Origin of the sequence: Aliirhizobium cellulosilyticum (assembly GCF_014198105.1) — a bacterium.
GTDB lineage: Bacteria > Pseudomonadota > Alphaproteobacteria > Rhizobiales > Rhizobiaceae > Neorhizobium > Neorhizobium cellulosilyticum.
The window spans coordinates 914,497-935,081 of the sequence record NZ_JACIGW010000001.1 but is presented as its reverse complement, the minus strand read 5'-3'; the positions used below and the strand labels follow the sequence as shown (position 1 = coordinate 935,081).

General features: G+C 60.3%; 18 protein-coding genes. 11 read left to right on the top strand and 7 right to left on the bottom strand.

Annotation, left to right across the window (positions count from 1 at the left end):
• Window positions 1–12: 12 nt before the first annotated feature.
• From GGE33_RS04375 to GGE33_RS04355, 5 genes are read left to right on the top strand one after another with little or no spacing between them, the layout of a single operon-like run.
• Window positions 13–930 carry a DUF58 domain-containing protein gene (locus GGE33_RS04375; protein ID WP_183821379.1) on the top strand — a complete coding sequence of 306 codons (918 nt, stop codon included), beginning with the start codon at window positions 13–15 and terminating at the stop codon, window positions 928–930.
• On the top strand, window positions 927–3,770 hold the full coding sequence (locus GGE33_RS04370) for a DUF4159 domain-containing protein (protein WP_183821378.1): 2,844 nt from the start codon (window positions 927–929) through the stop codon (window positions 3,768–3,770). The genes GGE33_RS04375 and GGE33_RS04370 overlap by 4 nt, the downstream gene beginning before the upstream one ends.
• Window positions 3,771–3,782: 12 nt before the next feature.
• Window positions 3,783–5,849: a hypothetical protein gene (locus GGE33_RS04365; RefSeq protein WP_183821377.1), complete on the top strand. Its 2,067-nt coding sequence runs from the start codon at window positions 3,783–3,785 to the stop codon at window positions 5,847–5,849.
• The gene (locus tag GGE33_RS04360; RefSeq protein ID WP_183821376.1) at window positions 5,849–6,268 is read left to right on the top strand and encodes a GNAT family N-acetyltransferase; all 420 of its coding nucleotides are present in this window, start codon (window positions 5,849–5,851) and stop codon (window positions 6,266–6,268) included. Before GGE33_RS04365 ends, GGE33_RS04360 begins: the two co-directional genes overlap by 1 nt.
• A 38-nt stretch (window positions 6,269–6,306) precedes the next feature.
• Complete coding sequence (locus GGE33_RS04355) at window positions 6,307–6,720, top strand: GNAT family N-acetyltransferase (RefSeq protein WP_183821375.1); 414 nt, start codon at window positions 6,307–6,309, stop codon at window positions 6,718–6,720.
• Window positions 6,721–6,723: 3 nt separating this feature from the next.
• Here the strand turns inward: GGE33_RS04355 and GGE33_RS04350 are convergent, their stop codons facing one another.
• On the bottom strand, window positions 6,724–7,710 hold the full coding sequence (locus GGE33_RS04350) for a LysR family transcriptional regulator (RefSeq protein WP_183821374.1): 987 nt from the start codon (window positions 7,708–7,710) through the stop codon (window positions 6,724–6,726).
• A gap of 93 nt (window positions 7,711–7,803) precedes the next feature.
• Between GGE33_RS04350 and GGE33_RS04345 the strand changes: the two genes are divergently transcribed.
• Window positions 7,804–8,778: an MBL fold metallo-hydrolase gene (locus GGE33_RS04345; RefSeq protein ID WP_183821373.1), complete on the top strand. Its 975-nt coding sequence runs from the start codon at window positions 7,804–7,806 to the stop codon at window positions 8,776–8,778.
• A 42-nt stretch (window positions 8,779–8,820) separates the two neighbouring features.
• Here GGE33_RS04345 and GGE33_RS04340 read toward each other — a convergent pair whose 3' ends face one another.
• Both GGE33_RS04340 and GGE33_RS04335 read right to left on the bottom strand, forming a co-directional pair.
• Complete coding sequence (locus tag GGE33_RS04340; RefSeq protein ID WP_148145614.1) at window positions 8,821–10,134, bottom strand: MFS transporter; 1,314 nt, start codon at window positions 10,132–10,134, stop codon at window positions 8,821–8,823.
• Between the two features lie 70 nt (window positions 10,135–10,204).
• The gene (locus GGE33_RS04335; RefSeq protein ID WP_148145926.1) at window positions 10,205–10,705 is read right to left on the bottom strand and encodes a GNAT family N-acetyltransferase; all 501 of its coding nucleotides are present in this window, start codon (window positions 10,703–10,705) and stop codon (window positions 10,205–10,207) included.
• Between the two features lie 300 nt (window positions 10,706–11,005).
• Here GGE33_RS04335 and GGE33_RS04330 point away from each other — a divergent pair, with 300 nt between their 5' ends.
• Together GGE33_RS04330 and GGE33_RS04325 are read left to right on the top strand one after the other, a co-directional pair.
• Window positions 11,006–11,989, top strand: a complete 984-nt coding sequence (locus GGE33_RS04330; protein ID WP_183821372.1) for a glutathione S-transferase family protein — start codon at window positions 11,006–11,008, stop codon at window positions 11,987–11,989.
• Between the two features lie 188 nt (window positions 11,990–12,177).
• Window positions 12,178–12,627 (top strand): hypothetical protein, encoded by a 450-nt coding sequence (locus tag GGE33_RS04325; protein ID WP_148145616.1) that lies wholly within the window; start codon window positions 12,178–12,180, stop codon window positions 12,625–12,627.
• A gap of 75 nt (window positions 12,628–12,702) precedes the next feature.
• Here the strand turns inward: GGE33_RS04325 and GGE33_RS04320 are convergent, their stop codons facing one another.
• A complete protein-coding gene (locus GGE33_RS04320; protein ID WP_183821371.1) occupies window positions 12,703–13,191 on the bottom strand; it encodes an NUDIX domain-containing protein in 489 nt (162 codons plus the stop codon).
• Window positions 13,192–13,256: 65 nt separating this feature from the next.
• On the opposite strand from GGE33_RS04320, the gene GGE33_RS04315 reads away from it, so the two are divergent.
• From GGE33_RS04315 to GGE33_RS04305, 3 genes are all read left to right on the top strand, one after another.
• A complete protein-coding gene (locus GGE33_RS04315) occupies window positions 13,257–14,216 on the top strand; it encodes a metallophosphoesterase family protein (RefSeq protein ID WP_148145927.1) in 960 nt (319 codons plus the stop codon).
• A 91-nt stretch (window positions 14,217–14,307) separates the two neighbouring features.
• The gene (locus GGE33_RS04310) at window positions 14,308–14,790 is read left to right on the top strand and encodes a sigma factor-like helix-turn-helix DNA-binding protein (protein ID WP_148145618.1); all 483 of its coding nucleotides are present in this window, start codon (window positions 14,308–14,310) and stop codon (window positions 14,788–14,790) included.
• Window positions 14,787–15,641, top strand: a complete 855-nt coding sequence (locus GGE33_RS04305; RefSeq protein WP_148145619.1) for an anti-sigma factor family protein — start codon at window positions 14,787–14,789, stop codon at window positions 15,639–15,641. The genes GGE33_RS04310 and GGE33_RS04305 overlap by 4 nt, the downstream gene beginning before the upstream one ends.
• A gap of 77 nt (window positions 15,642–15,718) precedes the next feature.
• Here GGE33_RS04305 and leuA read toward each other — a convergent pair whose 3' ends face one another.
• From leuA to eglC, 3 genes are all read right to left on the bottom strand, one after another.
• Entirely contained in the window at window positions 15,719–17,431 is a 1,713-nt protein-coding gene (gene leuA / locus GGE33_RS04300; protein WP_148145620.1) for a 2-isopropylmalate synthase, read from the bottom strand.
• 351 nt (window positions 17,432–17,782) lie between these two features.
• Complete coding sequence (locus tag GGE33_RS04295; protein ID WP_183821370.1) at window positions 17,783–18,964, bottom strand: benzoate/H(+) symporter BenE family transporter; 1,182 nt, start codon at window positions 18,962–18,964, stop codon at window positions 17,783–17,785.
• A gap of 110 nt (window positions 18,965–19,074) precedes the next feature.
• Window positions 19,075–20,511, bottom strand: a complete 1,437-nt coding sequence (gene eglC, locus GGE33_RS04290) for an endo-1,3-1,4-beta-glycanase EglC (protein ID WP_183821369.1) — start codon at window positions 20,509–20,511, stop codon at window positions 19,075–19,077.
• Between the last annotated feature and the right edge of the window lie 74 nt (window positions 20,512–20,585).

The following is a 20,585-nucleotide window of genomic DNA, read 5'->3' as shown; positions in this document are numbered from 1 at the left end:
AAAGGACAATGCGTGGCATCAATCGGCCAGATCGTCGAGCAGACACCCAGCAGCGAAGTCCTCTCCCGCGCCCAGGCGCGTGCAGCACTCGTGCCCGACTGTATGGTGGAAGCAAAGCGCATCGCCAATACGGTGATCGCCGGCTGGCATGGCCGGCGCAAACGCGGCATGGGCGAAAACTTCTGGCAGTTCCGGCCTTATGCCGAAGGTGAAAGCCTGTCGCGCATCGACTGGCGCCGCTCCGCTCGCGATGACCATACCTATGTACGCGACCGCGAATGGGAAGCAGCCCACACGATCTGGCTGTGGGCCGACATGTCGCCGTCGATGATGTACAAGTCGACCTACGCCATGGTCTCCAAGGAAAGCCGCGCGCTTGTTCTGATGCTGGCGCTTGCCGAAATCCTCGCCCGGTCCGGCGAACGGATAGGATGTCCCGGCATCATGGAACCGGTCTCGGCCCGCAACGCTGCGGAGCGGTTGGCGACCGCCATCATGCATGCTCCCCTCACTACCGGCCTGCCGGAAACCGCGATGATCCGCGGCCAGAGCGATATCGTTCTGATCGGCGATTTTCTCGATGATGCCGACAGCGTCATGTCACGCATCTCGCCGCTTGGAAAACGCGGCCTGCGCGGACACGTGATCGAGGTCGCCGACCCGGCTGAAGAGACCTTCCCCTATACCGGCCGTACCGAATTCACCGATCCGGAAACAGGCGAAAAACTAACCTCCGGCCGCGCAGAAATGATCCGTGAGGATTACCAGCGTGCCTATCTCGCCCGCCGCGAAGCGCTCGGCGATGGCCTGCGCCACCTTGGCTGGAGCTTCACCTTCCACCGCACTGATCATCTCGCCTCCGAAGCACTCGTCGCCGTTCACAGCCAGCTGTCAGGCATGCCCGCGGCATTTCCGGGAGGCCGCACATGAACGCGCTTGCTTTCGCCAATCCGCTGATCCTTTTTGGTCTTCTCTCGTTGCCGGTCATCTGGTGGCTGCTGCGCCTCACCCCACCACGCCCGAAAGCCGAGGTCTTTCCACCGCTTCGCATCCTCGCAACCGTCCTGAAGCGCGAGGAAACCCCGGCCCAGAGCCCCTGGTGGCTGACGCTTCTGCGCATGCTGCTTGCAGCCGCCGTCATTCTCGCGATTGCCGATCCAGTCATGAACCCCCGCGCCAGCTCGCTCAATGCCAATGGCCCGCTCGCGCTTGTCATCGACAATGGCTGGTCGAGTTCGGTCGACTGGGAACGCCGCCTCGAGACGGCCAACATGCTGATCGACGAGGCCGAAAGCGCCGATGTGCCTGTCTCTGTAACCTTCACCGCCGACACGGACAACGAGCCCACCGCAGGCACCGCGTCTGCCGCTCGCGACAAGCTTGCTGCAGCAGAACCGAAACCACTCGTTCCTGATCGCCTGCGCGCAATCCGCACCCTGCAGGAAGCGCTCGACGGCAACCCGCTCGGCACGGTTGCCCTGATCTCCGACGGCATTGCAGCCCCTGGCGATGGTGACGCGATGACGGCCCTTGCCTCCTTCGCACCCAATGACGTTCGTCTCTATCAGGGCGACGGCCGCGGCGCGGTCGCGCTTACCGGCGCCACCAACAATTCCGAGACGATGGCCGTCACCGCAACCCGCCGCGATACCGCCGCTCCGCAACAGCTGACAGTCAATGCACTCGACCAGCAAGGCCGCTCGCTCGCCTCCGGTACGGTCGATTTTGCAGCCGGTTCCGGCACCGCGACGGCTGAGATTTCGGCTCCCTTCGAACTGCGCAACGATTTCGCCCGGCTGAGCGTCGAGGGTCTCGCCACTGCCGGCGCCACCCATCTGCTCGACGACGGTTTCAAGCGCCGCCGCATCGCGCTGATTTCCGGCGAGAGCGGCAGCGATTTCCAGCCGCTCCTGCAGCCGCTCTATTATATCAACCGGGCACTTTCGCCCTATGCCGATATCATCCAGACGAATACGGCGGACCTTGCGGTCGCAATCCCGCAAATCCTGGAAAACAATCCGTCCGCCATCATCATGGCAGATGTCGGTCGTCTTCCGGCCGAGACCTATGAACCGCTGGAACGCTGGATCGCCCGCGGCGGCACGCTGATCCGCTTCGCCGGTCCACGCCTTGCGGCCGCCCCCGCCGATGACCCGCTTGTTCCTGTGAGACTGCGCCAGGGCGAACGAGCGCTTGGCGGTGCCATGTCCTGGTCGGAACCGCAGTCGCTGGCGGATTTCCCCACTATCGGCCCCTTCGCCGGCATGCCCCGCGCAACCGACATTACCGTTACCCGCCAGGTTCTTGCCGAACCGACTCCGGATCTTGCCGAACGCACCTGGGCAAGCCTTGCCGATGGCACGCCGCTCGTTACCACCCGTGATGTCGATGCCGGTCGCCTCGTGCTCTTCCACACCAGCGCCGAAGCCACATGGTCGAATCTGCCGCTCTCCGGCAATTTCGTCGAAATGCTTCGCCGTGTCGTCCAGATGGCCCGTGCCGGCGGTGCAACCACCGCATCGGCAGGTTCGGAAAACGCAGCCGCGACGCTGCCCGCCTATCGCCTGCTGACTGCCGACGGCCTGCTGTCGACCGAAACCAGTGGGGTGCGCCCGATCATGATCCGCGCCGGCGAAACGCCATCCGCCACTTTCGATCATCCTCCGGGCCTCTACGGCACCGAAGACGGCTTTTCCGCGGTCAACCTTTTGCCGCCCGGCGCAGAACTCGCAGCCTTCGATCCCACCCCGATCGGTCGCGCTGTCACCCGTGAAGGTCTGGCCGGCGGCGAAGCCGTCTCGCTGCGCCCCGCTCTTTTCGCGGCAGCCTTCGCCATGCTCATTCTCGACAGCCTGATCGTGCTTTTCATCAACGGAGCCTTCTCGCGCCTGCCCAAGGGATCACGACGCCGCTCCGGTGCTGCAGCAACAGGAATTGCCGCAATCGCCTTCGGCCTCATCGCATTCCAGCCTCACCCGGTTTCCGCACAGGAAATGCCGGAAGGTAGCGGTGCGAAGGCCGGCGACGAACAGATCCTCGAACATCTCGACACGACCCATCTCGCCTATGTCACGACCGGCGAAGCCGATGTCGATCGCATTTCCGAACAGGGGCTTGCGGGTCTGACCGAGTTCCTCACCTATCGGACGACGCTGGAGCCCGGCGCACCCGTCGGTCTGGATATCACCAGGGACGAACTGTCCTTCTATCCGATCATCTACTGGCCGGTTTCCGCCAATGCGCCGATGCCCTCGCAGGCCGCCATCTCGCGCATCGACGCCTATATGCGCAACGGCGGCACCGTGCTCTTCGATACCCGCGACCAGTATTCCTCGCTTGGCGGTGGCGGCAGCACGCCGAATGGCGAACGGCTGCAGCAAATTCTTGCCAATATCGACATTCCGCCACTCGAACCCGTTCCGGAAAACCATGTCCTTGCACGGTCATTCTATCTGCTGACGAATTTTCCGGGCCGCTACAATGGCAGCGCTCTTTGGGTCGAGGCACGTCAGGACGCGCGCAACAGCGCCAACCAGGTCTCCTCGGGCGGCGACGGCGTCTCGCCGATCATGATCACCGGCAATGATCTGGCCGGTGCCTGGGCTGTCGACCAGCAGGGAGCACCGGTCCTGCCGACCGTTCCCCCGGACGACATGCAGCGCGAATACGCCTACCGCGCCGGCGTCAACATCATGATGTACATGCTGACCGGCAACTACAAGGCCGACCAGGTGCACGTCCCTGCCCTTCTCGAACGGCTTGGCCAGTAGGAAAGAGCATCGATGACCCTTGAGTTTTCGCCCTTCTTCCCGTGGCCTGTCCTGATCGGACTTGGTGCCCTTGCACTCGCCCTCTGCGCGCTTGCCTTCTGGCGCCGCGTCCGTGGTTCAAGCCTGCGCATGCTGGCGCTCGCCTTCCTGCTCCTGGCGCTTGCCAACCCGACACTGCTTCAGGAAGACCGCGAACAGCTCTCGACCATCGTGCCGATCGTCGTAGACCGCTCCCAGAGCCAGCAAACCGATGAGCGCAAGCAGCAGACCGACGAGGCGCTGGCCGAACTTCGTGACCGCTTTGCCCGCTACCCGAATATCGAGACCCGCATTGTCGAAGTCGCGGACGACCCGGATAGCGACACGCCCTCGACCCGCCTCTACACGGCGCTTCGCTCCGCCGTGTCCGACGTGCCACCGGCCCGGCTTGGTGCCGCAGTCTTCGTCACCGATGGCCAGATTCACGATCTGCCCGGCACCAATCAGGAGCTTGGCTTCAACGCCCCCGTCCACGGTCTGATCACCGGACAACCGGACGAGTTCGACCGCCGCGTGGAAGTCGTCCGCGCCCCGCGCTTCGGTATCGTCAACGAGGAGCAGGAACTGACCCTGCGCGTCGTCGATGACGGCCGCGCCACCAACACACCGGCCCAGGTGACCGTGCGCATGAACGGCGACCAGATCGCCACGTTCCGCGCCTCGCCGGGCGCCAATACACCCTTCCCCTTCACCGTTCCGCGCGCCGGCAACAATGTCATGGAATTTTCCGTCGATGAGCTTCCGGGCGAAGTGACGACCGCCAACAATCGCGCCGTCCATGTCATCGACGGCATCCGCCAGAACCTGCGCGTCCTGCTGGTCTCAGGCGAACCCCATGCCGGCGAGCGCGCCTGGCGCAACCTGTTGAAATCCGACGCCTCGGTCGATCTCGTCCACTTCACCATTCTGCGCCCGCCGGAAAAGCAGGACGGCACGCCGATCAACGAACTGTCGCTGATCGCCTTCCCGACCCGCGAGCTTTTCGTCGAGAAGATCAAGGATTTCGACCTGATCATCTTCGACCGCTACAAGCATCGTGGCGTGTTGCCGATCCTCTATTACGATTACATCTCGCAATATGTGCAGAATGGCGGCGCGCTGCTGATCGCCGCTGGCCCCGAACATGCAAGCGAGGATTCGATCGCGCTTACCCCGCTCGAACAGGTTCTCCCCGCCTCACCGACGGGTGAGATCCATAGCGCAGGTTTTTACCCGCATCTCTCCGAAATCGGACAGAAGCACCCCGTCACCCGCGGCCTCGACAGTTCCGGCCAGACACCGCCCGCCTGGGGCCGCTGGTTCCGCACCATCGATGTCGACCAGCCGCGCGGCCAGACGGTGATGGAAGGCGACGGCAACCGTCCGCTTCTCGTCCTCAACCGTCAGGGCCAGGGCCGCGTCGCCATGCTCTTGTCCGATCAGGGCTGGCTCTGGGCACGCGGTTTCGAAGGCGGCGGCCCGCATGTGGCGCTTTATCGCCGCATCGCCCACTGGCTGATGAAGGAGCCGGAACTCGAGGAAGAAGCGCTCACCGCCCGCTCCTCCGGTCGCACGCTGGAGGCCACGCGCCAGACGATCGGTGACGATCCTGGCCCGGCAACCGTCCGCTTCCCGTCAGGCCGCAGTGAGACCATCGCCATGACTCAGGCAGAACCGGGGCAGTACCGCTTCGAACGCCGCATGGATGAGGTCGGCCTCTTCCAGGTGTCGAACGGCGAGTTCTCGACGCTCGTGCATGTCGGCGCCGTCGATGCGCCTGAATTCAAGGCAATGATCTCGACTGAGGAAACCTTGAGGCCCTATGCGGAAAAGACCCACGGCCTCGTTACCCGCGTCGCCTCAGGCGAAAACATCACTCTGCCGGATATCCTGCCGGTCCGTGGCGAAATCCGCGTTAGCAATCCCAACCGCATGTCGATCCGCATGACCGACGAGAGCGTCCTGCGCGGCGTCAACAGCCTGCCGCTGTTTGCCGGTTTCGCCGGCCTCTCGGCGCTCCTCTTTGCGGTCGCTGCCATGTGGTGGCGCGAGGGACGGTGATGCGGCCGCATATCGAAGTGACCGCTTCGCCAACCGGCGAGGATCTGGATGTCATTCTCAAAAGCCTGACCGCCTATAACGAAGCCACGGTTGGCCCTTCAGATCGCATGCCTCTTGCCGTTCTCATCCGAGATGAACAGGGTCAGACCATCGGCGGCCTTTCGGGCTACACCTCCTGGGGCTGGCTGTTCACCCAGTTGCTGTTCATTCCCGAACTGCTGCGTGGTCAGGGCATGGCCGCAACACTTCTCCAGCAGGCGGAAACCGAAGCCCGTCGTCGCGGGTGCCGGGGTGCCTGGATCGACACGTTCAACCCGCAGGCGCTCAAAGCCTATCAGCGCCAGGGCTACGAGATCTTTGGAGAACTGCCCGCCTTTGTCGGCGAGCGCACCCGCACCTTCCTTAAAAAGGCCCTTTAGTTTATCGATGCGCTCCTCTTTGGGAGGAGTGCATCCGAATGGAACTGAAAGTGACCGAAGGCATCGCGCCGTTGGAGGAAGACGCAATCCTGCAGAAACTGCGCGCCTTCAACATCGCCACCTTCGGCGAAAGTAACCGCCGCGAACTGACAATCCCGCTTTACGATGACAGTGGCGAAATCAGCGGCGGCCTCGTCGGCTATACCGGCCGCGGCTGGATTTATGTCTCGATGCTCTACATCCCGGAAGACCTGCGCGGTCAGGGACTTGCCACCCGCATGCTGACCATGTCCGAGGACGAGGCCCGCAAGCGTGGCTGTATCGGTGGTTATATCGACACGATGAACCCGGAAGCGCTCAGCCTCTATCGGAAGCTCGGTTACACAGAGATCGGCAAACTCGACGCGCTCTCCGGCGGTCATGTGGTGACATGGCTCGCCAAAATGTTCTGAAATCTAGGCGGTTTCCAACTCCGGCTCCGCCATTTGCGAGGCACGTTTTCTGTCGTCGTCAAGAACACCGGAGGAGGCAAAGACATCGCGGATCTGCTGCCGCAGCCATGCATTGGCAGGATCTCCATCCGCATGGTTTGCCCAGACCATGTTGACCGGCGGAAAACTCAGAGATACCGGCAGCGGACTGACATCCAGACCGAGCAGTGGCGCGTAACGCTCGGCAATCCGGCTCGGCACGGTCGCAATCAGCGGACTGCTCTGCGCCGCGGAGAGAACCGACATATAACCGGGTGCCGCGGTAACGACATTGAGTTCGACACCGGCAATTTCCAGCGCGTCCTTTATGCAGCCCTGCAGCGTCTCGTTCTGGGAAATCGTTGCATGTTCTGCCGCAAGATAGGCTTCCAAGCCGACAGTCTTGGACAGCGTCAGCAGATCGGGATTGTGGCAGCAGGCAAATTCGGTCTTGTAAAGTGTCTCGAAAGACCGTCGGCTCGTTTGCGTATAGGTACAGCCGACCGCAAGATCGATGCTGCCATCCTCGAGTGACGGATCCATCGCCTCATACGGAAACACCCGCGCCAAAACCCGGATGCCCGGAGCAAGCCGCCGCAGACGGGCCGTAAGGTCGGGTATCAGCAGCAGTTCCACCTCGGGCGACATGGCAATACGGAATGTCCGCTCTTCTGTTGACGGATCGAACGCATCCCCGCCGCTCAGCGCCAGCTGTGCCTGTTTCAACGCCTGACGCACCGGCACCGCAAGGCTTCGCGCGCGTGATGTCGGCTGCATCACCTGACCGACGCGAATGAACAACTCGTCCTGAAGCAGAACACGCAAGGTCGAAAGCGAATGGCTCATCGCCGGCTGCTGGATCTTCAACCGCTTCGCTGCCTTGGTAACGCTACCCTCGGATATCAAAGCGTCAAAGGCGACGAGCAGGTTGAGGTCGAAAGAGCGCAGATTGAAATGATCGATAGTAGTCATGAGCCGCATCGATTTGTTTGCTGATACAACGATACATACGTGCTCTCCAGGTCAGTTCAAGACCACCCTGTCATACCAACCTGGAGTTCTTCCATGCAGACCCGCCGCGCTCTCCTCAAAACCTCAGCCAGCCTGACATTCGCCGCCGGTGCCATCGCCGCCCTTCCCTCGGCTGTTCTGGCCAAAGCACCAATCGTCGGAAGGCAGGCGGCAGGTTACTACCGCCTGAAGCTCGGCGACTACGAAGTCACCGCCCTGTCGGACGGCACAGTGGCGCTTCCCATGGCCAGGATCTATGAAGGCATAGAAGAGAAGGATGCCGAGGCCTATCTCGCCGGTTACTTCCAGAAAAACCCGACGGAAACCTCTGTGAATGCCTTTCTCGTCAACACAGGCGAACGCCTTGTCCTGATCGATGCCGGTACCGGCGATCTGATGGGCCCATCGCTCGGCAAGCTCGTCGCCAACATAGAAGCGGCCGGTTACAAGGCGAGCGAAATCGATGATGTCATCCTCACCCATATCCACGCCGACCATTCCGGCGGCCTGTCGAGGAACGGCAAGCGCATATTCGAAAATGCCGTCCTTCACGTCAACGAGCGCGAGGCAAACTTCTGGCTGAAAGCAGATGCTGCGGCGAAATCCGATCTGGGTATCGGCCCACAGATCGCACAGGCAGAGGCAGCCGTCGGCCCCTATATCGCGGCGGGAAAATTCGAAACCTTTGCGGATGACGCTGCTCCCGTTCCGGGCTTCACATCCGTCCTGCGCAAGGGCCACACGCCGGGTCACAGCGCCATAGCGATTGAAAGCAAGGGCGAGAAGATCGTCTTTTGGGGCGATATCGCCCATGGCGACGTGCTGCAATATGATCGGCCTGAGATCACTGTCGAGTTCGATGTCGACCAGAAACAGGCGGCCGCTACGCGTGCGATTGCCTTTGCCGAAGCGGCTGACCAGAAATATATGGTCGCCGGTGCTCACCACGCTTTCCCAGGCATCGGCCACGTTCGGCGGGACGAGACCAATTACGACTGGGTACCGCTGCTCTACAGCGCCAATTACTGAATGTAATTCAGGCACCGCCGGACAAGGCGGTGCCTGAAATCGTCATGAGAGCGAGACGTCACGCGTCTCGACCCGGATCATCAATGCCGCCACGGCCGCCAAGGCAAGAAGAGCGGCAAAAATGCCGATCGTCAGGCCGAACCCGTGGCTGACCACATAGACCATCGCCGAAGGTGCAAGCAGACCGCCCAGACGCGCCATCGCGCCGGCCGCCCCCATGCCAGTGGCGCGCGAGCGTGTCGGGAAGAGTTCCGGCGTATAGGCGTAAAGCGCGCCCCATGTGCCAAGCAGCGCAAAGCTCATGAGGAGCAGCGAGGTTCCGATGACGACAGAACCGGAGCCGAGTACAAAAAGCAGGCACCCGGCAGCAGACAGGATACAGAAACCCGTCAGCGTCGGCTTGCGGCCCCATTTTTCGACACCGTAGGCCGCCAGTGCGTAACCGGGAATCTGTGCAAGTGCCACCAGAACCAGAAAACCGTAACCGCGAACGAAGCCGAAGCCCTCGCTTGCGAGCTTCGCCGGCATCCAGGTGAAAATGCCGTAATAGGAGACAGACACCAGAAACCAGATGGCGAGGATGATGACACTGGTTCGGCGCAAGGCGGGCGAGAAAATGCCTTCGCGCGCCAATGCCATCGGCGGGGCAATCTCTTCGTCATCGGCGAGCCCCTTGCCGTTATTGACGGTCAGTATCCGGTCCATCACCTCTCGCGCTTCTGCATTTCGGCCCGTGCGCAAAAGATAGATAGGCGATTCCGGGATGAGAACACGCATCCCTATCCCGATCAGCGCCGGCAGCGCGGTCACGGCAAAAATAAGACGCCAGGCATCGGCCATGCCCGCGACGCTCGCGATCCATGCAGTAAGTGCCACAATCAGCGTGCCGATCGCCCAGAACCCTTCCAGCGCCACCAGCCAGCGCCCGCGATTTTTCGCCGGCAGGAATTCCGACATCATCGCGTAATCGACCGGAAGTGTGCCCCCGACGGCAATGCCTGTCAGGAACCGGAGGATCAGGAGAATGGTGAAGTCGGGTGCGAAAACTGAAAGCAGGCCGAATAACGCATCGCAGGAAACGGTGATGATCAGCACATTACGACGGCCGATCCGGTCCGCCAGGCGGCCGAATCCCATTGCACCGAGAAACATGCCGAGAAAGAAAACGCTGCCGGTCTGCAAGGCTTCGGGAATGGTCAACCCGAAGCTGGCGGCGATCGATGCCGCGGTAAACCCGACAGCTAGTACCTGCATCGCATCGGCCGCCCAGACGAGGCCAAAAACCCCGATCAGTCTACGCTGGTATCGTCCAGCGCCGGCGCGGTCGAGCGCCTCGTCCACCGTAATTGCTCTCATCCCACTGCCTTCTTCATGAGGCACCGGTTCCCCTATTTACCGGCGATGCGAGATGCATAGTTGATTTACGTTATTTACGCCAGCAGATGTCGCCTTTGAGCTGAGAATGCACATCCTCGGCAAGCGGCACGACGAGCACCCGCGCCGGATCGACCGGCCCCGGAAACGCCAGCGCGTCATAGGCCACCTTCTCGAAGCCGAGCGGCATGTAATAGGGCGGATCGCCGATCAGGATCACGCCTTCGGAACCCTTGCGCTTTGCCGCTTCGATCGCGATCCGCACCAACTCCCGGCCGATGCCCATGTTCTTGTGTGTCGGCCGCACGGCAAGCGGCCCGAGCATGTGACCCTTCACCGTGCCGGCCAGAACCGGGGTCATGCGAACGGAAGCAATCGTCTCGCCGTCATCGGCACAAATGAAGGAAAGCGACCGGTCATGCGGCCCCTGCTCGCGGATTCGCGCGGCGGCGCGCACATGACGGCCTGGCCCGAAAGCTTCCTCATTGATCAGCTCGATCGCCGCATCATGCGATGCGTCTTCCGTCAGATAGACGAGATCGTGCTTTGCCAGAGATTTCCGGGCGACAAGGTGCAGAGAGGCAGATGAAGACATGGGAGAACCGAAGCCGTAAAAATGAGCGGACAGGACATGCGAAATCGATGACGCCTCGTCTGGCGTCTTGGTCGATCTTCAGCGTCGTCGCAGTGCCCGTGCTTCGGTCATGTAATTGAGGTATCCCACAAAAATGTGAAAAGCCAACTAGCAGGATTTTTTTCACCCGTCCAATGCAAAAACGCACTGTTCGAAAAATTGCGTCTCGCAATCTCAAGCCCTTGCCGTATCTATCCGGGAAACAAGAAGGAGAGCGCCATGGGCAGGCTCGTTGACGGCAAATGGCAGGATGTCTGGTACGATACGAAGGCAACCAAGGGGCGTTTCGAGCGATCGCAATCGCAGTTTCGCAACTGGGTCACTGCGGATGGCGCAGCTGGCCCATCCGGTAAAGGCGGTTTCAAGGCCGAAGCCGGACGTTATCATCTCTACGTCTCATACGCCTGCCCCTGGGCACACCGCACGTTGATCTTCCGCAAGCTCAAGAAGCTGGAAGACCTCATATCCGTTTCGGTGGTCGATTACCTGATGCTGGAAAACGGCTGGGAATTCAAGAACCGCGACGGCGCAACCGGCGACGATCTCTTCGGCACCGATTATCTCTATCAGGTCTATCTCAAAGCCGATCCGCATTATTCCGGCCGCGTGACCGTACCAGTTCTGTGGGATAAGCAGCAGAATACCATCGTCTCGAATGAAAGCGCCGAAATCATCCGCATGATGAACAGCGCCTTCGATGGCCTGACCGGCTCGGACCTCGATTTCTATCCCGCCGACTTGCACGAGGAAATCGACTCACTCAACGCGATCGTCTACGACCGGGTCAATAACGGCGTCTACAAGGCGGGATTTGCGACGTCACAGGAAGCCTACGAGGAAGCCGCCACGTCGCTGTTCGAAACGCTCGACACGCTGGATCGGCGCCTCGAAACAAGCCGCTATCTGTTCGGCGACAAGATTACCGAAGCCGACTGGCGCCTGTTCACCACGCTTTTGCGCTTCGATCCCGTCTATGTCGGCCACTTCAAGTGCAACATTCGCCGCATTGCCGATTATCCGAACCTTTCCGGATATTTAAGAGATCTTTATCAGCATCCCGGCATCGCCGAGACTTGCAACCTCGCCCATATCAAAGGCCACTACTACGGCAGCCACAAGACCATCAATCCGACCGGCATCGTTCCTGTCGGACCAGCACTTGATCTAGAGGCAGCTCATGGTCGCGCGAGACTTGGGGGATGAAACGCTCCGTAGTCTTCACCAACATCACCGACCGATCGCCTGGCCGTGACAAAGATATTCGCCTTGAGAGACCGTCGACATGGGCCGGGCCGCAAAACTGGATTGATTTTTACTAATTTAGAGATTTATTGACAATGCAAATGGCCGGTTCATAGTCCCCGATCGCAATTATGCACCTGGAGGCCCCAATGACCAATCGCACCATCATTCTTGCATCCTTTGCTCTGCTCGCCTCTGCAGCTTTCGTGACCCCAGCGTCCGCACTCACAATGAAGGAATGCAGCGTCAAGTATCAGGCCGCCAAGGCTGACGGTTCCGCCAAGGACGTCAAATGGAACGACTACCGCGCCAAGTTCTGCGGCGCAGACGCTGCCGCCGAAGACGCAGCCGACGACAAGGAAGTTGCCGCGACGACAGAGAAGGAGCCGGCAAAGGCAACAACCAAGGCCCCGAAGAGCGTCGTTTTCCCGAATGCGATCGACAAGAAATATTCGAGCGAGACGCCTGCCAAGGCCCGGCTCAAGACCTGCGTCGACACCTATCACAAGAACAAAGACGACGGCACGCTCGGCGACCTCAAGTGGATCCAGAAAGGTGGTGGTTACTGGAGCCTGTGCAATACGGCTCTGAAAAGCTGACGCCAATCGCAAGCCCACAACATCATCACCCACCGTCTCGGACAACCGCTCCGAGGCGGCGGATAATCAGGCCCGTCACCAGAAATCCCCACGCTCGGCCTCTCCGCTCAACTCTCGCAGCCGCCTGAGCGTCGCATCCGTCACGTCCTCCGGCAGCGCGTCCAGCGCAAAGAACCCGCTTTCGGCAATCTCCCGGTCGGGCAGACGCGGAGCCGTCTGCTCGACATTGACCCTGTAAAACAGCACATGGTCGCGCTTGCTGGCTCTGCGGTTGTAATAGACGTTCACGAGATCGGGCTTTTCGGTCATTACCAGATTGCCCTCCTCTCGCAATTCCTTGATCAAAGCTTCAAGCGCCGTTTCGCGATGTTCCATCCCGCCGCCCGGCAGATACCAGCCCGGAACATAGGTATGACGCACCAGAAAGATCTCGCCCTGCGCGTTGAAGCAGGCTGCGCGAACACCCATCGTCATCCCGCGGGAAACAAGGAAAAAACGATGCAGCAGCCAGACCACGATACGCGTCCGCCATGTCCCGATCTCAGCTATGCCGGTAGCGCCCATCTGCTCTCCGCTCCGCTCGCGTAAATTTCATAACGAATTTCCGTTTCGTGCGTTATGTCTGGGCCATGTTCAAATTCGCCCATATTTCCGACATCCATCTGGGACCGCTGCCGAAACTGTCGGTTCGGGAACTCATGTCCAAGCGTATCACCGGCTTCATCAACTGGCATCGAAACCGGCGCAAGCATCTGTTCGTCAATACACTCGATCTTTTGCTGAGCGATCTCAAGACCCGCCATCCCGATCAGCTCTTCATTACCGGTGATCTGGTCAATCTTGCGACCAAGATCGAGACCCGACTGGCAAGGGAATGGCTGGACACAATCGGAGATCCTGAAGACACGACCGTCGTGCCCGGAAACCACGACGCTTACGTACCCGGTGCCCATGATAAATCGGTCGCGGCCTGGTACCCGTTCATCAAAAGCGATGATGACCCGGGCGAGTGGCCGAAAGACGACCATATATTCCCAACCTATCGCCAGCGCGGGCCGCTGGCTATCATTGGCTGTTCGACATCCAACGCCACACCTCCCTTCTCCGCGTCTGGCTTTTTCAGCCCCAGACAGGCCCGCGAGACAGTCAATCTTTTGAAAAAGGCCGGTGAGGAAGGTCTGTTCCGCGTCGTCCTGATCCATCATCCACCGATCCAGGGAGCTGCATCCTCGCATAAACGCATGATCGGCATCCGGCGCTTTGCCGCGGCCATTTCGACCGGCGGCGCCGAACTGATCCTGCATGGGCATACACATCTCAACACCGTCTACTGGCTGAAGACCCATGATCGGCCGGTGCCTGTCGTCGGCATCGCCTCGGCCTCACAAGGTCCCGGCGGACACAAGCCGCGCGCCGCCTACAACCTCTTCAACCTGTCCGGCAAGGCGGGAGCATGGAACCTCAGTTGCGAGCGTTATGGACTGACCGAAAGCGGCGACAGCATCCATCTCGACGAGACCAAGATCTTTTACGGTGAGGCACCGTTACAGTTCTCGGTGGAGGAAGCGGCAAGAGTTCTGCAAGGTTAGGAGATGCTTGTTGCAGAATCGTCACAATCGATTCATAGTTAGTACCTTCAAGCATTCATTCGAATGAGAGCAAAAAGGCCATATTCCTCTGATGAATCCGCCAGCAGTTTCAACCGATATCCGTCGTGACCTTGTGGCTTTGCTGCCGCGGCTGCGGCGGTTCGCCCAGACGCTGACCGGAGATGCGAATGCAGCGGACACCCTCGTGCGCGAAGTCTCTGCCCGCGTCATTCTCAAAAGCCATCACTGGAAAGGCGAATGCCGGTTGGAAAGCTGGGTGTTCAATCAGATCAGGATCGGCTGGAGCGACGAGGTTCGCAAGCGCAACCGCCAGGAACCGCTCTCAAAGCAGAATGCCGAAGCAACTGGCGTTAGCGGCTGTGAATCCAAGGCGTTCCTCGGCATGCCTGAGGGTCTGGCAAGTACGCTTCTTCTCGTTGATGTCGAAGGTTTCGATTATTCTGAGGCAGCATCGATCCTCGGCGTCACACCGGAACTGGTCTCATCACGCCTTTGTGCCGCACGATTGGCACTTTCCTCCCAACCGCCTGGTTTTGCGGAAAAGAGAGCGTGACTATGGCAAATAAGGAGCCATCGGCGATGGAACGTCGTCTTTCCGCGTTTGTCGATAGCCAGGTGTCTGATACGGAGCGTCAGGATGTCGAATCCCTGCTCGTCAACGATCCGCATGCCCGCGCACTGCACGACGATTTGAAACGCGGCAGCCAGACCGGCCGACTTCTTCTCGAAGAAATGCTCAAGGAGCCGGTGCCGCTCGATCTCGTCCGCAGCATCAAGAACGCCCCCCTTCCCCGCAAGGCGGTACGGCTTCCAGGATCCTCCCGCCGCAACCGGGCCTTTCGTCCTTCGGGCCTGCAGGCTCTGTCGGCCTGCGCCCTGACGCTCTTGGTTGGCGGCAGCCTGGGCTACATGATCGGCGCTCGACCGGATGGCTCTCATGCGCCGCAAGCATTGGCAAGCCCGGCATTTCAGCAACGCGACTGGCTGGACGATATCGTTTCCCATTTCCGCCTCTACAGCCGCCAGCAGAACCGGCTGGTGGAAATCGGTGCGGACAGGCCGGCCGATATCCTCGAATGGCTGACCACCGGAACCGGCGTCGGCTTCCGCATTCCGGACCTCACCGATAGCGGGCTTGCCTTCGTCGGCGCACGTCTAGTCACCGCTGAAAACACCCCGACCGGCGTACTTTTTTATCGCCGCACCACCGGCGACAATGAAGGCGACATTCTGGCCTTGACCTTCTCAAGAGCGCGGCCAGAAACGACCAAGCCGATTGAGGACATCCGCCTCGACACCAGCCTCGTATCCTGGAGCACCCCGCTTGCGACTTATGTGATCGTCGCCCCGTCTTCGGCCGCCGATCTCGACGAGATCGCGGCAAAGGCTGCCGGTCTCATCTGACGACCATTCAAGCTCAACAAAAAAGCCGCTGCGGTTTCCCGCAGCGGCTTTTTGATTTAATGCGGAACGAGAGGCGCCTAGCGCGCCCTCTCCTCCAGAACCCGGTTTGCCGCGGAAACGATCGCATCGAGCGAGGCCGTGACGATATTCGTGTTGACGCCGGCACCGAACAGCTTGCCACCCGGATGCTGCATCTCGACATAGGCGATAGCCGAAGCGTTCGAGCCGTGCTGCAGCGAGTGTTCGGAATAATCATTCACCGACAGGTCGATGCCGAGATAGATCGACAGCGCATTGATGAACCCGTCGATCGGCCCGGTTCCCTTGCCTTCGATGCGCTTGGTCTCGCCATTGTCGATAATCTCCGCCGCAACGACCCGCACGCCCTTGTGGTGAGGCTCGGACGGATATGTGTGGTGATCGACGAACTTCAGACGCGCACCGGACTGCTCCACATAACGCTCCATGAAGCGCTCGTGGATGCGCTTCGAAGACAGTTCCTTGCCCTCTTCATCGGTGATCCGCTGGATGTCCTCGCGGAATTCCACCTGCAAGTTGCGCGGCAGGTTCAGGCCGTAATCCTGGCTCAGGATATAGGCAATCCCCCCCTTGCCCGATTGCGAGTTGATGCGGATGATCGCCTCATAGGAACGACCGACATCCTGCGGGTCGATTGGCAGGTATGGCACTTCCCATACAGGGTGGTTAGCGACCTTGATCGCCTTCATCCCCTTGTTGATCGCATCCTGATGTGAGCCGGAGAATGCGGTGTAGACCAACTCGCCAACGTAAGGATGGCGCTCGGGAATGACCATCTCGTTGGAATATTCGTAGACTTCCTTGATCCGCTCGATGTCGGAGCAATCCAGTTCCGGATCGATGCCCTGCGTGAACATGTTCAGCGCCAGCGTCACGACGTCGACATTGCCGGTGCGCTCGCCATTGCCGAACAGCGTGCCCTCGACGCGGTCCGCACCCGCCATCAATGCCAACTCGGTCGCGGCAATGCCGGTACCGCGGTCGTTATGCGGATGAACCGAGATGATGACGTTTTCGCGATTGTCGATATTGCGGCACATCCATTCGATCTGGTCGGCATAGATGTTCGGTGTCGCCATTTCCACGGTCGACGGCAGGTTGAGGATCAGCTTGTTGTCGGCCGTCGGCTTCACCACCTCGATCACCGCGTTGCAGATCTCCAGAGCCACATCCAGCTCGGTACCGGTAAAGCTTTCCGGGGAATATTCAAAACGGTAACCGCCGCCGGCCTTCGCCGCCATGTCGGTGATCATCTTTGCGGCATCGACGGCAATCTGCTTGATACCGTGCACATCCTTGCCGAACACCACGCGGCGCTGCAGTTCGGACGTCGAGTTGTAGAAGTGGATGATCGGCTTGTGTGCGCCTTCCAGCGATTCGAAGGTTCGCGTGATCAGCTCCGGCCGGCACTGCACCAGCACCTGCAGCGACACGTCCTCCGGTACGCCGCCCTCTTCCACGCACCAGCGGGCGAAATCGAAATCGGTCTGCGATGCGGACGGGAAGCCGATCTCGATTTCCTTGAACCCCATGTCCAAGAGCAGCTTGAACATCCGCGCCTTGCGGTCATGGCCCATCGGGTTGACCAGCGACTGGTTGCCATCGCGCAGGTCGACCGAGCACCAGATCGGCGCCTTCTCGATCGCCTTCGACGGCCAAGTGCGGTCCGGAATATTGATCGTCGGATAGGCGCGATACTTCACGCCTGCGGACTGCATGCCTTTTGCCGATGCGGAAATCTTGTTGTCCATGTCTTCGTCCTTCACTCGCATCCGCAGGAGCATTTTGGCTCGATGCCGTTCCGGCCATCCGACTGCGGATTTTGGACCTCTTGTGGTCCGGTTTCATTATCTGGGATTGATGCGAGGAGCACTTACGCCGGCTGGCTTTTCGGCCGCCGGGCGCTCCTCAACGGACCCGGCAACCGAGTGTAAGGTCGAGGCTAAGAAGCGAGAGAGGCGCGAAAACCGTTGCCCCGGCAGCGGTGCTGCGGGCGGCAAAACGGTCAAACATGATCGCGCCTGTCATGGTCATGGGGAGATGTATAGCGATACATCAGCCATCCGGCAAGAACGGCTTTCGCGCTTCCGGTACGCCTCCGGTCAGGCGGATTTCTTCATCACCTTAGAAAGGCCGATCATCACGGCACCGGCCACAAGCCCCCAGAAAGCCCCGGAAATCCCGGCAAATGTGGCGCCCGAAGCAGTGACGAGGAAGGTGATCGCAGCGGCTTCGCGGGTCTCGGGCTCGCGCCATGCAGCAAAGGCTGCATTCGAAAATGCGCCGATCAATCCGAGGCCCGCGACCGCCTGCAACAGAATCGGTGGTGCCATCGAGACGAAGGCGATAATCCCCCCGGCGATCAGCCCGAGCACCGTATAGGTCGCTCCGCCGATAACGGCTGCCCAATAGCGCCGCTTGGGGTCGGGATGCGCGTCCTCGCTGGCGCACATCGCCGCCGTGATTGCCGCAAGGTTCACCGGCACGCTACCGAAGAAAGCGATGATGGTCGAGAATATGCCGGTCGAGGCGAACAGCGGTCCCGGCGGCGGCTCATAGTGATGTGCCTTCAGGATCGCGATGCCCGGAATATTCTGCGATGCCATGGTGACGATGAACAGCGGCAACCCCACCGAGATAAATCCGTGCCAGGTGAAGAGAGGCGGCACCCAGATCAGGTTCGGATGGATCGCAGCGCCAATCTGGCCGAACACGTCATCGGGCAGATCGACGCCGAAGACCAGCACAAGCGCGAAGGCACCGAGCGCCGCCGGCACCGCCCAGAGCCGCCAGCGCGAGACCACGACCATCCAGGTCAGCACGATCGGAAGCCCGAGCGCAGCATTGAAGGCGACGGCCTTCACCGGCGCAAGGCAAAGGCTCAACAGAATGCCGGCCAGCATCGCATTGGCAATCGGCGCCGGGATCTTGCGGATCATCTGCCCGAGCGGCCGGAACAGGCCGGAAAGCGTGATCATCACGCCGCAAAGCACGAAGGCCCCGACCGCCGCAGGAAACCCGCCCTCGATCGCGCCGGTCGCCGCCAGAAGCGCACCGCCGGGTGTTGTCCAGGCCATCATGATCGGCATCCGGTGGCGAAGCGAAAAAAACACCGTGAGCACGCTTTGCGCAATGCAGACGGCCAGCAGCGCCGACGCAATCTCTTCAGGCGATGCGCCCATCGCCTGAAGGCCCTGCATGATGACGGCAAAGGAGCTGACGAAACCGACAAAGGCTGTCAGCAGCCCCATCGTCAGCGTCGAGGGAGAAAAGTCCTTGAGCATGGGTATCCGAAAGGCCTGGCAAAGGGTGAAAATCTGATCCCTGCAGATCAAAATCCTCAGCCCCTTGCAAGCCTCGTCACGTCAAAACCGTTCGCCGAAGACAAACACGGTCAGAGAAGCCACTCGCTGGTTTGTGCAGCGGATCCGGCATTCGTTGCCTCTAGGTCATCGAGCGAATAGGCGCGGATATAGTCGATGTTCATTTCTGACCCGTCGGGCAGCCCATCCGAAGGTGTGCCCGCCATGCCGCCGATCGCCAGGTTGACGATCATGTACATCGGATCGTGCATGTCGTCGGGAGTATCCGTCTGCGCCACCGCTACATCGTCGAAATACCAGGTGATGTGATCCTCGTCCCACAACAAACCGTAGGTGTGAAACCCTTCCGTATCGGCCACCGCAACGTTGTTGATGACCGAAGTCTGCTTACCGGTTTCGTTCGAATGAGCCGAAAGGATCAAGGTATTCGGGTCTTGTCCGCGCATTTCGATCACGTCCAGTTCCGGCGGCCACGAACCGTCCTCGGGCAACAGCCAGAAGGCGGGCCATGCCCCCTGCTCGTCCGGCATGTCGGCGCGGATTTCGAAATAGCCGTAGGTCTGCGCGAAGGACGCATGGGTCGTCAGCATGCCGGACGTGTAGTCGTAACCTTCGACTTCGCCGGAAAGCGCATCGGGAGTCTGTTCTGCCCGGATCGTCAAAACGCCGTCTGTCACCGAGAACGGATTTGCTGACGCTGTCGGTCCGTATAGAGGATTGACGTACCATTGCTGCTCGCCATTGGTATGCAGCGAAGCCCCCTTTTCAGGCGCCCACCAGTATTTCGCTTCCCACACACCGTCCTGACCATCGTACAGGGAAAGCGAATTGAAGTCGTCGTTGAAGGTGAGCGTCAGGTTCGATCGATCGAGGTTGAGTTCGAACTGGTCGGCGCTGAGATCGTCAGCTGTCGTATTGGCCAAGACGACGCTTTCGCCATTGCCCAGATTGAGCCAGAGATTCGTCCCCTGCTGGGAGGATTGACTGATCAGCTGATCGAATGACGTGACGCCGTAACCATCGAGCCGGATCGTATCATCGCCGCTGAAGTCGGTAATGAGATCGGTCCCGTTGCCCTTGGAAATAATAAACGTATCGGCGCCACCGCCACCGATCAGCACATCGTTTCCTGCCCCGCCATCGATCGTCTGGCGGGTCGATCCGCCTCGGATGATATTGTCGGCGGAATTACCGAAAGCATAACGGTTGTCGCCGGTTACCCGCAGATTCTCGAAATTCTCCGGAAGAGTGTAACTCATCCAGGTATCAATCGTGTCCACACCTTCGCCAGGCTTTTCCTCAGCCCGATTGATGCTGGAATAGAGATAGTAGATGTCGTCACCGGTTCCACCCGTCATCGTGACGTTGACGGAACTGTCGCCCCACATGGAGTCATTGCCTGCGGTCCCGTACTGGATCGGTCCGGAGCCCGTTGCGGAAAACCAGGCTGTCGAGCCTGCGCTGTAATAAAGTGCGACACCAAGCGCATTCGAAATGGAGTTCGTCATTGAAACTGCTCCTGTTTGAGTGGCTATCCTCCAAGTTCCTCCCACCCACAGCCTAACAGCCTCACCCGCTCAGA